The organism is Halorubrum salinarum (genome assembly GCF_013267195.1).
GTDB classification, from domain to species: domain Archaea; phylum Halobacteriota; class Halobacteria; order Halobacteriales; family Haloferacaceae; genus Halorubrum; species Halorubrum salinarum.
This window is the reverse complement of the sequence record NZ_CP053941.1, coordinates 846,820-859,934: the sequence shown is the minus strand read 5'-3', so window position 1 is coordinate 859,934 and position 13,115 is coordinate 846,820. Positions and strand designations below refer to the sequence as shown.

14 protein-coding genes are annotated in these 13,115 nt (G+C 70.6%); 9 read left to right on the top strand and 5 right to left on the bottom strand.

Features of this window, described 5'->3' with window-relative positions; translation table 11 throughout:
* Positions 1-51: 51 nt before the first annotated feature.
* From pstC to HPS36_RS04350, 4 genes are all read left to right on the top strand, one after another.
* Positions 52-1,026: a phosphate ABC transporter permease subunit PstC gene (pstC, locus tag HPS36_RS04365; protein WP_173228673.1), complete on the top strand. Its 975-nt coding sequence runs from the start codon at positions 52-54 to the stop codon at positions 1,024-1,026.
* Complete coding sequence (gene pstA / locus HPS36_RS04360) at positions 1,026-2,792, top strand: phosphate ABC transporter permease PstA (RefSeq protein ID WP_173228671.1); 1,767 nt, start codon at positions 1,026-1,028, stop codon at positions 2,790-2,792. The genes pstC and pstA overlap by 1 nt, the downstream gene beginning before the upstream one ends.
* Before the next feature lies 1 nt (position 2,793).
* Positions 2,794-3,627 carry a phosphate ABC transporter ATP-binding protein PstB gene (gene pstB, locus HPS36_RS04355; protein ID WP_121561597.1) on the top strand — a complete coding sequence of 278 codons (834 nt, stop codon included), beginning with the start codon at positions 2,794-2,796 and terminating at the stop codon, positions 3,625-3,627.
* 95 nt (positions 3,628-3,722) lie between these two features.
* The gene (locus HPS36_RS04350) at positions 3,723-4,775 is read left to right on the top strand and encodes a sodium:calcium antiporter (protein ID WP_173228669.1); all 1,053 of its coding nucleotides are present in this window, start codon (positions 3,723-3,725) and stop codon (positions 4,773-4,775) included.
* Positions 4,776-4,817: 42 nt separating this feature from the next.
* Here HPS36_RS04350 and HPS36_RS04345 read toward each other — a convergent pair whose 3' ends face one another.
* Positions 4,818-5,732 carry a VOC family protein gene (locus HPS36_RS04345; RefSeq protein ID WP_173228667.1) on the bottom strand — a complete coding sequence of 305 codons (915 nt, stop codon included), beginning with the start codon at positions 5,730-5,732 and terminating at the stop codon, positions 4,818-4,820.
* A 128-nt stretch (positions 5,733-5,860) separates the two neighbouring features.
* Here HPS36_RS04345 and HPS36_RS04340 point away from each other — a divergent pair, with 128 nt between their 5' ends.
* The 3 genes from HPS36_RS04340 (at position 5,861) to HPS36_RS04330 (ending at position 8,473) form a co-directional block, all read left to right on the top strand.
* Positions 5,861-6,280: a cobalamin B12-binding domain-containing protein gene (locus HPS36_RS04340; RefSeq protein WP_121562430.1), complete on the top strand. Its 420-nt coding sequence runs from the start codon at positions 5,861-5,863 to the stop codon at positions 6,278-6,280.
* Entirely contained in the window at positions 6,281-7,447 is a 1,167-nt protein-coding gene (gene meaB, locus HPS36_RS04335; RefSeq protein WP_173228665.1) for a methylmalonyl Co-A mutase-associated GTPase MeaB, read from the top strand.
* 81 nt (positions 7,448-7,528) lie between these two features.
* On the top strand, positions 7,529-8,473 hold the full coding sequence (locus HPS36_RS04330) for an alpha/beta fold hydrolase (protein WP_173228662.1): 945 nt from the start codon (positions 7,529-7,531) through the stop codon (positions 8,471-8,473).
* A 21-nt stretch (positions 8,474-8,494) separates the two neighbouring features.
* Here HPS36_RS04330 and HPS36_RS04325 read toward each other — a convergent pair whose 3' ends face one another.
* Positions 8,495-9,013, bottom strand: coding sequence for a DUF4442 domain-containing protein (locus HPS36_RS04325; protein ID WP_173228660.1), 519 nt, complete (start codon positions 9,011-9,013; stop codon positions 8,495-8,497).
* Positions 9,014-9,214: 201 nt separating this feature from the next.
* Between HPS36_RS04325 and ncsA the strand changes: the two genes are divergently transcribed.
* On the top strand, positions 9,215-10,192 hold the full coding sequence (gene ncsA / locus HPS36_RS04320) for a tRNA 2-thiolation protein NcsA (protein WP_173228658.1): 978 nt from the start codon (positions 9,215-9,217) through the stop codon (positions 10,190-10,192).
* A 63-nt stretch (positions 10,193-10,255) separates the two neighbouring features.
* Here ncsA and ftsZ read toward each other — a convergent pair whose 3' ends face one another.
* The 3 genes from ftsZ to HPS36_RS04305 form a co-directional block, all read right to left on the bottom strand.
* A complete protein-coding gene (gene ftsZ / locus HPS36_RS04315) occupies positions 10,256-11,491 on the bottom strand; it encodes a cell division protein FtsZ (protein WP_121561605.1) in 1,236 nt (411 codons plus the stop codon).
* Positions 11,492-11,495: 4 nt separating this feature from the next.
* The gene (locus tag HPS36_RS04310) at positions 11,496-11,675 is read right to left on the bottom strand and encodes a ribbon-helix-helix domain-containing protein (protein WP_004595187.1); all 180 of its coding nucleotides are present in this window, start codon (positions 11,673-11,675) and stop codon (positions 11,496-11,498) included.
* A 214-nt stretch (positions 11,676-11,889) separates the two neighbouring features.
* Positions 11,890-12,489: a double zinc ribbon domain-containing protein gene (locus HPS36_RS04305; RefSeq protein WP_173228656.1), complete on the bottom strand. Its 600-nt coding sequence runs from the start codon at positions 12,487-12,489 to the stop codon at positions 11,890-11,892.
* Between the two features lie 178 nt (positions 12,490-12,667).
* Between HPS36_RS04305 and HPS36_RS04300 the strand changes: the two genes are divergently transcribed.
* Positions 12,668-13,114, top strand: coding sequence for a DUF7518 family protein (locus HPS36_RS04300; protein WP_173228654.1), 447 nt, complete (start codon positions 12,668-12,670; stop codon positions 13,112-13,114).
* Position 13,115 lies beyond the last annotated feature (1 nt).

Here is a 13,115-nt window from a genome sequence, read left to right as displayed (position 1 = left end):
CGCGATGAACCGGTGTATTGATTTACGACAGCGTTCGATACCTCACCGTTCGTGACTGACAGCACAGAGAGTCCCGACCTGAGCCGGCGGGGCGGGCTCACACGACTGAAGGAAGGAACCTACGGCGGCCTGTTCGCGGCGTGCGCGGCGATCACGCTGCTCACGACGGCCGCGATCTTCGTCACCCTCCTGTCCGACGCGGTGGTGTTCTTCCGGGCGATACCGATAGCCGAGTTCCTCACCGGCACCAACTGGAGCCCGAACCCGGCCGGCGGCGGACAGGTGTTCGGGATCGTCCCGCTGCTGATCGGAACGATCACGGTGACGATCACCGCGGCGTTCATCTCCATCCCGATCGGGACGCTCACCGCCATCTACCTCAGCGAGTACGCGACCCCGAACGCCCGGTCGATCCTGAAACCCCTCCTCGAGATCCTCGCCGGGATCCCGACGGTCGTGTACGGCTACTTCGCGTTGGTGTACGTCACGCCGGCGCTGAAGGCGACGCTGTTCCCGGAGATGAGCACCTTCAACGCGCTCGCGGCGTCGATCATGGTCGGGATCATGACGATCCCGATGGTGTCGTCGATCTCCGAGGACGCCATGAGCGCGGTGCCGGACGAGCTGCGCCAGGCCGGCTACGGGCTCGGGGCGACCAAGTTCGAGGTGTCGACGGGCATCGTCGTCCCGGCGTCGATCTCCGGGATCGCCTCCTCGTACATCCTCGCCGTCTCCCGCGCCATCGGCGAGACGATGATCGTCGTCGTCGCGATGGGCGCGCAGGCGCGGATGCCCGAGGTCCAACAGGCGCTGTTCGGGATCCCGTTCGTCAACCCCGCCGACGTGCTCCTCCAGTCCGGGATGACGATCACCGTCGCGATGGTCCAGATCACCGGCGGCGACCTCACCGGCGGCACGCTCCCGTACAACTCCATGTTCGCGCTCGGCCTCGCGCTGTTCGCGGTAACGCTCGTTATGAACGTGATCAGTGACATCATCGCACAACGCTACCGGGAGGAGTACTGATGGCGACCGAAAACTCGAACGCCGACGGGTTCGGCGAGGTCAGCCGGGTGCGGGGGATCGCCTTCGAGTACCTCTCGTTCGGCGCGAGCGTCTTCGGCCTCGTCGCGCTCGGCGTGCTGCTCGTGTACGTCGCCATCGACGCCTTCGACCTGGCGAACGCCAGCCCCGCGTGGCTGCTGACCTACTTCCTCACGCTCGTCGTCCCGTTCCTCGCGTTCTGCCTGTACAGCGCGGACGACCCGGAGGTCACCCGGCGCGCGCTCGGCGCGCTCGGCGGCGGGCTCGTCGCCGTCGCGGTGCTTTTCACCGCGATCGAGGCGCTCGTGACGCCGATCCCGCGGCTCAACTGGCAGCTCGCGTACCTCTTCGTCGTCGCCGCCCCAGTCACGGCGTACCTCGCGTACGTCGGGAGCCGCGGCCGCGTCGGCGCGGTCGGCTTCGGACTCCTCGGGCGGCTCGTCGGCGGGGTCGCGATCGGCCTCGCGGTCGGCACGCTGTTCTTAGTGTTCGACGCGCTGCTGTGGTTCCTCGCGTACACCCTCGGCGTCCTCCCGGCCGTCGGACTGTACGCCTTCGGCCGGGCCCGCGACGAGGCGCGGGCGCGGACCGCGGCGGCGCCGGTCGCCCTCGTCGGACTGGTCGCCGCGGTGGTCCTCCGCGGCGTGGTCGCGACGTACCCCTCCGACCTCATCATCTACCTCTGGACCGTCGCGGTCCCGGTCGCGGCCGCGGGGGCGTTCCTCGTCGCCGACCGTCGGAGTCGAACCGCCGGGGCCGTCGTCGGCGGCGTCCCGCTCGCGCTCGCGACCGCCGGCGGGTTCCTGGCCGCCGGCGCCGGGCTGCCGGCCCCCACGGTCCTCCTCGCGCTCGTCCTCACCGGCGTGCCGACCGCGGTGTACGTCTCCCGCGTCGTCGACGCCGGCGAGGGGCTCGCCGGGCTCGGGCTCCCGCTGCTGCTCGCCGCCGGCGTGGTCGCCGGGGCGCTGATCGTCGAGGCGCTGGGGGTCCCCGCGCCGGACCCGTGGCTCGACCCCTCGTACCTCACCGAGGCGCCCTCTCGGACCCCGACGGAGGCGGGCCTGTACCCGGCCATCGTCGGCTCCGTCATCATCATCGCGATGGTCGCGGTGCTGTCGTTCGCGCTCGGCGTCGGCACCTCCGTCTTCCTGGAGGAGTACACCCCGGAGAGCGGGCCGCTCGGGACGCTGACCCGGATCCTCCAGGTCAACATCGCGAACCTCGCGGCGGTCCCGTCGGTCGTCTACGGCCTCCTCGGTTTGGGGCTGTTCGCGAACCTCCTCGGGCTCGGGATCGGGACGGCGGTGACCGCGGCGCTGACGCTGTCGCTGCTCATCCTGCCGATCACGATCATCTCCGCGCAGGAGGCGATCCGGTCGGTCCCGGACGACCTCCGGCGGGGCTCCGACGCAATGGGCGCCACGCGCTGGCAGACGACGAAGAACGTCGTGTTACCCGAGGCGATGCCGGGGATCCTCACCGGGACGATCCTCGCGCTCGGCCGGGCGATCGGGGAGACCGCGCCGCTGATCATGATCGGCGCGGCGACGACGGTGTTCCGGGCGCCGGACAGCCTGTTCAGCCGGTTCAGCGCCATGCCGATGCAGATCTACACGTGGGCCGGCTTCCCGCAGGCCGACTTCCGGTACGGCGTCGTCGCCGCAGGCGTTATCACGCTGCTGATCATTCTCGTCGGCATGAACGGAACGGCCATCCTGCTGCGGAACCGCGCGGAACGGGGGAGCTAACATGAGTAACAGCACAACAGACGACTCGCTCATCACGACGGAGGTACAGGCGGACTCGAACGACGACCGCGCGGCGCCCGCCGCCGGTACCGCGGTGGCGGCCCGGAACCTCGACGTCTTCTACGGCGACGAGCAGGCGATAGACGACGTGACGATGGAGATCCCGGAGAAGCGCGTCACCGCGCTCATCGGTCCCTCCGGCTGCGGGAAGTCGACGTTCCTCCGGTGTATCAACCGGATGAACGACATGATCGAGATCTGCCGCGTCGAGGGCGACGTGGAGTTCGGCGGGAAGAACGTGTACGACGACGACGTCGACCCCGTCGCCCTGCGTCGGAAGATCGGGATGGTGTTCCAGAAGCCGAACCCGTTCCCGAAGTCGATCCGCGACAACGTCGCGTACGGCCTGAAGATCCAGGACTTCGACGGCGACGTCGACCAGCGCGTCGAGGAGTCGCTGAAGGGCGCCGCGCTGTGGGACGAGGTGAAAGACCAGCTCGACTCCTCGGGGCTCGAACTCTCCGGCGGCCAACAGCAGCGGCTCTGTATCGCCCGCGCCATCGCGCCGGACCCGGAGGTCATCCTGATGGACGAGCCGACCTCCGCGCTCGACCCCGTCGCGGCCTCGAAGATCGAGGACCTGATCGACGACCTCGCGGAGGAGTACACCGTCATCATCGTCACGCACAACATGCAGCAGGCGGCCCGTATCTCCGACCGGACGGCCGTCTTCCTCACTGGCGGCGAACTGGTCGAGTACGACGACACCGCGAAGATCTTCGAGGACCCCGAAGAGCAGCGCGTCGAGGACTACATCACCGGCAAGTTCGGATAGGCGCCCTGCGGCCCCCCCGTCACGCCCTCCGCGACGCGCGGTCGGCCGCGCTCGCTTCCGGAACCACTAATCCCCTCCGTGCGCACCGGTACCTCGTGACGTTACTCGCGGAGCTCATCGGCGACCAGCCGCTGCCCGTCTGGATCGCGCTCGGGTTCGTCGGCTTCCTCCTGACCTGGAAGGGCGCGAACGTCGTCGAGTCGACGACCTCGAAGATCAGCGACCACTTCGGGGTCTCGCAGGCGATCCAGGGCGGGCTGATCGTCGCGGCCGCCACGTCGTTCCCCGAGCTCGCGATCATCGTCATCTCGGTGCTCGTCCTCGGCGACTTCGGCGTCGGCGCCGGGGCGCTCATCGGGACGGCGGTGTTCAACATCTTGGTCATCCCGGCCGCCGTCGCGGTCACGAGCGGCGACACGACGACGACGCAGGGGATCGTCTACCGCGACGCCATCTTCTACATGGTCGCCGTCCTCGCGCTCTTCGGCGTGATCGCCTTGGGCGTCCTCGGCACCGACGGGCGGGAGCTCGCGCGGATCACCCCGCAGATGGGCGTCGGGCTGCTCGTGTTGTACGGCGTGTACGTCGTCTTACTCGTCGGGGGCAAGAGCGGCGCGTCGGACATGGAACGGACCGAGTCGACGAACGTCCCGAAGCAGGCCGGGCTGTTCGCGGCCGGGCTCGTCGTCGTGCTCGTCGGCGTCGAGTCGATGGTGGGCATGACGGTCCAGATATCGGACGCGCTGAACGCGCCCCCGTTCCTCGTCTCCGTGACGGTGCTGTCGGTGCTGAGCTCGTTCCCCGACCTGCTCGTCGGCGTGAAGATGGGCGAGTCCGGCGACCAGCGGGCGGCGATCGCGAACGTCTTCGGCACGAACACGTTCAACCTCGTCGCGGCGCTGCCGGTCGGCGTCGTCCTCGCCGGCGGCGTCTCGATCGGGTTCCTCACGTCCGTCCCGCTCATGCTGTTCCTGTTTTACACCACCCTCGTCGTCGTGGTGCTGGCCGCGACGGACTTCGAACTCACCACCGAGGAGGGATACGTCCTCCTCGCGATGTACCTGATCTTCCTCGCGTGGATGACGACCGAGGCGGTCGGCGTCACCACGTTCCTGACCGAGTCGACGCTCCGGACCATCGTCGGGTGACCGGCCGGTGACTCGACCGGGGCGGGGGCTGGTGGCGGCCCGCTACGGCGTCCGGACCCGGACCTCGATCCCGTCGGCGTCGGTGACCGCGAGCCCGTCGTCGCGCGCCTCGACGGCGAACTCGATGTCGCGCTCGGCCGCGACCGCGTCGAGCCGCGCCCGGACGGCGTCCAGCGCGGCCGCGTCGGGGACGACCACCTCGAACCACGCGAGCCCGCGTCCCGCGGCCGGGGTCGTCCGCCCCCGCCACGTGTTCGCGCCGAGGTGATGGTGGTAGCCGCCGGCCGCGACGAACCGGACGTCCGGCCCCGCCATTCCGATCTCGAAGCCCAGGCTGTCGACGTAGACGGCCTCGAACGCCGTGAGCGAGGCGACTTCGAGGTGGACGTGGCCCACGTCCGTGCCGGCGGGAGCGCGGTCGACGACGCCGGCGGGGTCGGCACCCCCCTCCGCGGCCGCCGCGACGCCCTCGACGTCGAGCGGGTCGGTCGCCATCCGGGGCGTCCCGTCCGGGTCGGTCGGCCACTCCTCGCGGGGGCGGTCGCGGTATATCTCCACGCCGTTGCCCTCCGGGTCGTCGAGGTACAGCGCCTCGCTGAGGAGGTGGTCCGAGGCGCCGTCGAGCCGCCACCGCTCCCGGACGCGGCCCAGCGCCTCGCCGAGCGCGGCCCGCGACGGGACGCGGAACGCGGTGTGAAAGAGGCCGGCGTCGGTCCGGCCGCGGGCCGGGCGGTCGGGGTCGCGCTCGACGACGAGCAGCGGCGTCCCGCCGGCCCCGAGCGTCGCGCGCTCGGCGTCGCGGTCGAGGACCGCGAGCCCGACCACGTCGCGGTAGAACGCGGTCGTCTCGTCGAGGTCGGCGACCCGGAGCGCGGCGCGGCCGATCCGGGTCTCGGGCGGCAGGCGCTCGGCGCGGTCGCCCGCGGCGTCGGCCGGGGCGTCGTCGGTGTCGGTCATCGGGGGCGGTACGTCCGCCCGCGCGTTCAACGCGTCGGTCGCGGATCCGGCTCGGCGGCGCCCGCCCCGCGACGGAACCTTCCCCATCGTCCGTTAGAATCAAACCCGCACGCGACCCAGTGTGGGGCATGAGCGCCGAACAGCAGGAACGCGCGGTGCGGTGTCTGGTCGCGAAGGTCGGGCTCGACGGTCACGACCGGGGCGCACACGTCATCGCGCGGGCGTTCCGCGACGCCGGCTTCGAGGTCGTCTACTCCGGACTCCACCGGGCGCCGGAGGACATCGTCCAGGCGGCGGTCCAGGAGGACGTCGACGTCCTCGGGATCTCGATCCTCTCCGGCGCGCACAACACGCTGGTCCCGAAGGTGATCGAGGGGCTGAAGGAGTACGACGCGTTCGACGACACCCTCGTCCTCGTCGGCGGGATCATCCCGGACGAGGACGAGGACGACCTGAAGGAGCTGGGCGTCGCCGAGGTGTTCGGACCCGGGACGCCGATGGAGGAGACGATCGAGTTCATCCGGAACAACGTCCCGGAGCGCGCGTAGATGGCCGGGCCGGACGCACCGTCGTTCGCGGACGCGCCGTCGCTCACCGACGCGGACGCCGCGCTCGTCGAGGACCTCCTCTCTGGGAGCCACCGCGCGCTCGCCCGGGTCATCACCAAGATCGAGAACCGAACGCCCGGGTACCGGGCTATCGTCTCCGCGCTCCACGAGCACACCGGCGGGGCGGACGTGATCGGGGTCACCGGCTCGCCGGGCGCCGGGAAGTCGACGCTCGTCGACAAGCTGTCGGCCGCCTACCGCGACCGCGGCGACACGGTCGGCGTGATCGCGGTCGACCCCTCCTCGCCGTACACCGGCGGGGCCGTCCTCGGCGACCGGATCCGGATGGGGTCGAACGTCGGCGACATGGACGTGTTCTTCCGGTCGATGAGCGCGCGCGGCCAGCTCGGCGGCCTCTCGACCGCGACCGCGGACGCCGTGAAGGCGCTCGACGCCTTCGGGAAGGACGTGGTCGTCTTAGAGACCGTCGGCGCCGGGCAGAACGAGGTCGACGTGGTCCGGACCGCCGACACGGTCGCCGTCCTGGTCCAGCCCGGTTCCGGCGACGACGTGCAGACGCTGAAGGCCGGCATCTTAGAGATCGGCGACGTGTTCGTCGTGAACAAGGCCGACATGGACGGCGCCCAGCGGACCGTCGCCGAGCTGGAGGAGATGGTCCACCGCCGCGAGGGGACGACGACGGCCCGCGACGCCGGCCACCACGGCGCGGCCTCGATGGCCTCGACGGGCGGCGCCGCGGGACGGCGCGACGGCGCCCGGTCGGGCGGTTCCGGCCGCGACGACCCCGACGCGGACGACTCTGGGGGCGACGAGTCGTGGACGCCGGACGTCTTGGAGACCGTCGCGAACACCGGCGAGGGGGTCGAGGCGCTGATCGAGGCGTTCGACGCGCACGCGGCACACCTCCGCGAGTCCGGGGAGATCGAGGCGACCGAACGCCGCCGGTACGCCGCGGAGATCCGCACGCTCGTGCGGGCGGACGTGGGGGGGATCGCGACCGCCGAGATCGAGCGGCACGGCGGGATCGACCGCCTCGCGGAACGGGTCCGCGACCGCGAGACCGACCCGTACGCGGTCGCGGAGGCGATCGTCGGACCGATCGCCGACTGCGTCGAGGCGGCGGCCGACCGAGACCCGGACGACTGACGGCGGCGCCCCGCCGTCGCGGCCGCGGTCCGCCGGGCCGCGTCCCACGAGTATAAGTCGCCAGCGAACCAACAGTATTCCATGAAGCTCAGGAACCTCCTCGGCAGCGCCGCGCTCGGCGTCGGCGCGCTCGCCGCGCTCAACACCGGCCTCCGCTACGAGGGCGAGTTGGAGTCCCCGCTCGACGGCGACGACGGCGTCTTCCGCTGGCGCGGGATGGACGTCGCGTACACCGAGGCGGGCGACCCGGACGACCCGGACCTCGTCCTGCTCCACGGGATCAACGCCGCCGGCTCCTCCGGCGAGTGGCGCGCGGTGTTCGACGACCTCGCCGCCGACTACCACGTTATCGCGCCCGACTTCCCCGGCTACGGCCGGTCCGACCGCCCGCCGCTCCGCTACTCCGCGGCGCTGTACGAGGACTTCGTCCACGACTTCCTCGCCGCGTTCGACGAGCCCGCGGTGGTCGCCTCCTCGCTGTCGGCCGCGTACGCGGTCGCGGCGGCCGACGGCGAGGACGGCGTCGAGCTGCGCGGCTTCGTCGCCGTCTGTCCCACGGCCACCGCGGGCCCGAGCCCGGCGAAGGGGTGGCTCCGCGAACTGCTCCGCGCCCCGCTCGTCGGACGGGCGCTGTTCAACGCCATCACGGCGAAGCCGTCGATCCGCTACTTCAACGCCGACCACGGCTACGACGACCCCGCGAACCCGAGCGCCGAGTGGACCGACTACGAGTGGCGGACCACCCACGTCGAGAACGCCCGGTTCGCGCCCGCGTCGTTCGTCTCGGGCACGCTCAACAGCGAGGTCGACCTCGCGGCCGCGCTCGCCGACCTCGACGTGCCGCCGACGATCGTCTGGGGCCGCGAGGCGACGGTCAGCCCCCTCACCGAGGGGCGCGAGCTCGCCGACGCGGCCGACGCGCGCCTCGTCGTCTTCGACCGCGCGCGGCTGCTCCCGCACGTCGAACACCCGGACCGGTTCGTCGAGACGGTCGAGGAGGCGCTCGTCGCCGGCGCGACGGCGTAGCCCGCCGACGCTCTCGGACGGCTACTCGTCGCGGCGCACGTACAGCGTCTTCTCGCAGGCCGCGTGGACCTCGCCCTCCTCGTCGACGAGCGAGACGAGGTACTCGCGGTCGGTCGACTCGCCCGGTCCGAGCGCCTCGCGGATCGCCTCCGTCTCCCGGCTTGGGAGGTCGAACTCCGCGTACAGCGTGTCGCGGCCGGGCTCGATGAACTCCAGCGCGGCCGACTTGTCCCAGACCGTGAACCCGTCGCCGAGGACTCGCCGCAGCATCATCATGTACACCGGGTCGATCGCGCCGTAGATGCTGCCGCCGAAGACCGTCCCGACCGCGTTCCGGGTGCGCCAGTTGAACGGGACGCGGATCCGGACGTAGCGCCAGTCGGCCGCGATGTGGTCCACGCGGGCGCCCGTCCCCCGGTACGCGGGCATGAGGTTGAACCCGAGGCGCCAGAGCCGCGTCCGACGGCTTTCCGCCGGGGGGTCCTCGCGCAAGGGTCGCGGGTCGGGGTCGCGGTCGACGCCGGTCGGGGAATCGCTCACGCCGATCCGCGACGGGCCGGCGACAAACCGGTGTCGGAACCGGCGACAACGCGCCCGGGGTTGTCGACGTTTACCGCTCGTTTACGCGGGTCTCGCGGCGCGTGTCCGCGAGCGGTCGCCCTCGGCCCGTCCCGGTTCCGCGGCCCGCCTCGCGTGGCCGGCCCGAAACGGGTATCCCCGCGCGAGCGCAACCGGACACCGATGGAGTGCGACAAGTGCGGAGCCGACGCGATCCACCACGCCGCCTACTCCGGGGCGCACCTCTGTGGCGAACACCTCCGGCTGTCAGTCGAGAAGCGCGTGAAGCGGCGGGTCCGCGAGGACGGTCTCCTCGACCCGGACGCGACGCCCGACGACCCCGACCGCTGGGTGATCGGCCTCTCCGGCGGGAAAGACAGCGTCGCGCTGACCCAGATCCTCGACGACGTGTTCGGGGCGGACCCCCGCGTGGAGATGCTCGCCCTGACGATCCACGAGGGCATCGAGGGGTACCGCGACGCGAGCGTCGACGCCTGCGTCGAGCTGGCCGACGACCTCTCGATGCGCCACGAGCTGGTGTCGTACGAGGAGGAGTTCGACGTGCGGATGGACGACGTGGTCGAGGACGACCCCGAGAACATGGCGGCCTGCGCGTACTGCGGCGTGTTCCGCCGCGACCTCCTGGAGAACTACGCCGCCGAGTTCGACGCGGACAAGCTTCTCACCGGTCACAACCTCGACGACGAGGCGCAGACGGCGATGATGAACTTCCTCGAGGGCGACGTGCGACAGGTCGCGAAGCACTTCGACGCCTCGCTCGGCCCCTTCGACGAGCGCGCCGAGACCGACGCGTTCGTCCCGCGCGCCAAGCCCCTCCGCGACGTGCCGGAGAAGGAGATCGCCCTGTACTGCCACGTCCGCGACCTCCCGACCCACATGGCCGAGTGTCCCCACGCCGAGGAGGCGTACCGCGGCGAGATCCAGTCGACGATCCACGAACTAGAGGAGAATCACCCGGGCGCGCGCCACTCGATCATGGCCGGCTACGAGGAGCTGTCCGCGCTCGCGGCCGACGCCTACCGCGGCGGGGACGGCGACCGCGAGACCCCCGACCTCGGCGAGTGCGAGCGCTGCGGCTCGCAGACGAGCCGCGATGTCTGTCGGAAGTGCCGGCTGCTGGAGTCGCTCGAAGCGGCCTGAACGGACGCCTCCTCTCCGAAGCGGATCAAAAAACGGTTAGCCGTCTGTCCTCCGGGGTTCGGCTCAGCGGATGACGTCGAGGCCGTTGTTCTTCTCGATGGGGTCGCTGCCGCCGTCGGACTCCCACGCGCCGCGGTCGGTGCCGCCGGAGACCGCCGCTTCGCCCCTGTCGCCCGCCGCGCCCGGGCTCCCGTTCGCCTCGGCGGCGCGCGAGCGCGAGTCGCTGAGCTCCTCGCCGTTGACGGCCGCGCGGGACTTGTCGGCCTGCTTCTGTGTGGAGGGGCCGAGCACCTGCGCGCTCTGGACGCCCGTCATGATCGCCATGACGCGCACCTTGCCCTTGTACTCCTCCTGGATGCGGGCGCCCCAGATCACGTTGGCGCTCGCCTCCAGCCGCTCGGTGATGTTGTTCGCGATCCCCTCGGCCTCCTTCAGCGTGAGGTCGGGGCCGCCCGTGATGTGGACGAGCCCGCCCGAGGCGCCGCGGTAGTCGACGTCCAAGAGCGGGTGGTTCATCGCGTCGTTGACCACCTCTTGGGTCTTGTTCTTGTCCTGCGTCTCGCCGACGAGCATGACCGCCACGCCGCCCTGGTTCATGATCGTCGACATGTCCGCGTAGTCGAGGTTGATGAGGCTCGGCTGGGTGATCGTCTCCGAGATCCCCTTCACCGTCTCCGCGATGATCTGGTCCATCACGGAGAACGCCTTCCCGATCGGCAGGTTCGGGACGTAGTCGAGCAGGCGGTTGTTGTCGAGGACGATGATCGAGTCGGCCTCGTTGCGGAGGTCTTCGAGGCCCTCCTCTGCCTTCACCGTGCGGGCGCGCTCGACGTTGAACGGCGTCGAGACCATGCCGACGACGATGGCGCCCTGCTCTTTGGCGATCTTCGAGACGACCGGCGCCGCGCCGGTGCCCGTGCCGCCGCCCATGCCGGCGGTGACGAAGACGAGGTCGGCGTCGCCGAGCACCTCTTTGATCGTGCCCTGAGCCATCTCGGTGGCGCGCTCGCCCATCTTGGGGTCGCCGCCGGCGCCGAGCCCCTGCGTGAGCGACTTGCCAACGAGGATCTTGGTGTCGGCCTCGATCATCTTGAGGTGCTGTTTGTCCGTGTTGATGGCGACGGTGTCGGCGCCGTCGACGCCGATGTTGTACAGCCGGTTGACCGTGTTGTTCCCGGCGCCGCCGGCACCGACGATGACGATTCGGGGGTCCCCGAACTCGTCGTCGTCCATGTCGACGTCCATGTCGCGCTTCTCCGCTTCCGCGTTGTCGAGGGCGTCCTGAACGAGATCTTGCATCAGTTTACACCTTCGCCCAGTTGCGGTTGCGGCCGCGCTCGTCGCGCTCGCCGTCCTGTTCGTTCAACATGTCGCGGACGGCCGACCGGATCGCCTCGCTCCGGTTCGGGAACTCGCCCGTCTCCACCATCTGTTCGACCTCGTCGATCTGCTGTTTCGGGATTCGTAGTGTCACACGCTCCATTGGTATTCCCCCGGTAAGACGGCGACCACGCGACGCGTGTGTCTTACAGCGAGAGACCGCCCGAAACCGGGGTATCACCCCGCCCGGACGCACGCTGTAAGACGACCGTCTTACGCAACTCGTACCTCCGAGGCTACCATTATAAAACTATCGGAGGTTGTAAGACAAACTAGCGGTGAGCGGGCCGCGGCGTATGCGCGGGGTCTTACGCCGGCTACTGATCCTTCAACACGTCCGCCGCCGGCGTCCGACGCCCGCACCCGGGGCAGAACGCCCAGTCGGTCCGGAGCTCGTCGCCGCACTCGCAGAAGGCCCTGTGTGACTGCTTTTCGCCGCAGTTCGGACAGTACACGTGTTCGGACGGGACGACCTCTCCGCAGCCGCCGCAGGCGTTCTCGCGCGTCTTCGCGCCCGGGTCCGTCTTACGCGCCGCCGGCTCCGCGTCGCCGGCCGTCTCACGCGTCACACGCACGTCGTCGTCACGGTCGTCGGACTCGGCGCTCGGCGCGTCGAGGGTGACGTTTACGTTGATGTCGCCCGGGTTCCCGGCCGCGTACGCCGGGGACGGGGCGCCGCCGGCCGGACCGAGCCGCTCGTCGAGCGCGGCGTCGAGCCGCTCCGCGATCAGGTCGTCGACGCGGTCCGCGAGGGCGTCGTCGACGCTCCCGGCCGACGCGTCCGACGCGTCGGACTCGTCTCCCGTCCCGTCGAGGTGGGTCCGGAGCGCCTCCCGCATCACCTCGCTCTTGGAGGCGTCACACGCTTCCAGCCGGTCGACGAGGTCGTCGTCCGCCCGGAAGGTGATCTTGCTCATACCGAACGTGTATCTCCGGTCAGTACAAGTATCTTCCCCCGGCGTCTGACACGTTTCACGGCGCCGAAACGTTCGCCGCTCGCCGGCCGAATCGGGCGACCGCCCGCCGAATCGTGTGATTTGGTCACACGTGTGTCTGACGCAGATTTATACGCGTCGCGCGAGCATGCGTGTGTATATGAGTAACCGCGTCGAGGACCTCGAACGGCAGGTCGCGGAGCTACAGGCGGCGGTCAACGGGCTCACCGAGGAGCTCGTCGAGATGAAAGAGCGCGTCCGACAGCTGGAAGACGAGCGGTCGGTCGCGGTCGAGGCCGACGCCGCGGGCGCGGCGGCCGGCTCCGAGGCGAGCGCGGCCGGCGACGCGCCGGACGACGAGCCAGCGGCCGACGACGCCGCGCAGGCCGCGGCCGGCGGCGAGCGGACGACGCACTCCGACGACCACGTCGACGTCTTCGAGTCCGTCGAGGAGTCGTCCGACGGCGCGGACGAGGCGGCCGCCGACGCGGCCGAGGGAGACGACGTCATCGTCCCGGAGCAGTCGGCGACGACTCCCGACGCCGAGGAGAGCGCCGAGGACGACGAGGGCGAGTCGAGCGAAGGCGACGACATCATCGTCGCGTAAG

Excerpts from the sequence above, each read along its gene's own strand:
- HPS36_RS04305 (WP_173228656.1), bottom strand. The coding sequence starts at position 12,489 with ATGAGCAAGATCACCTTCCGGGCGGACGACGACCTCGTCGACCGGCTG.
- pstB (WP_121561597.1), top strand. The coding sequence starts at position 2,794 with ATGAGTAACAGCACAACAGACGACTCGCTCATCACGACGGAGGTACAG.
- ncsA (WP_173228658.1), top strand. The coding sequence starts at position 9,215 with ATGGAGTGCGACAAGTGCGGAGCCGACGCGATCCACCACGCCGCCTAC.
- HPS36_RS04330 (WP_173228662.1), top strand. The coding sequence starts at position 7,529 with ATGAAGCTCAGGAACCTCCTCGGCAGCGCCGCGCTCGGCGTCGGCGCG.
- HPS36_RS04340 (WP_121562430.1), top strand. The coding sequence starts at position 5,861 with ATGAGCGCCGAACAGCAGGAACGCGCGGTGCGGTGTCTGGTCGCGAAG.
- meaB (WP_173228665.1), top strand. The coding sequence starts at position 6,281 with ATGGCCGGGCCGGACGCACCGTCGTTCGCGGACGCGCCGTCGCTCACC.
- HPS36_RS04300 (WP_173228654.1), top strand. The coding sequence starts at position 12,668 with ATGAGTAACCGCGTCGAGGACCTCGAACGGCAGGTCGCGGAGCTACAG.
- pstA (WP_173228671.1), top strand. The coding sequence starts at position 1,026 with ATGGCGACCGAAAACTCGAACGCCGACGGGTTCGGCGAGGTCAGCCGG.
- ftsZ (WP_121561605.1), bottom strand. The coding sequence starts at position 11,491 with ATGCAAGATCTCGTTCAGGACGCCCTCGACAACGCGGAAGCGGAGAAG.
- HPS36_RS04310 (WP_004595187.1), bottom strand. The coding sequence starts at position 11,675 with ATGGAGCGTGTGACACTACGAATCCCGAAACAGCAGATCGACGAGGTC.
- HPS36_RS04345 (WP_173228667.1), bottom strand. The coding sequence starts at position 5,732 with ATGACCGACACCGACGACGCCCCGGCCGACGCCGCGGGCGACCGCGCC.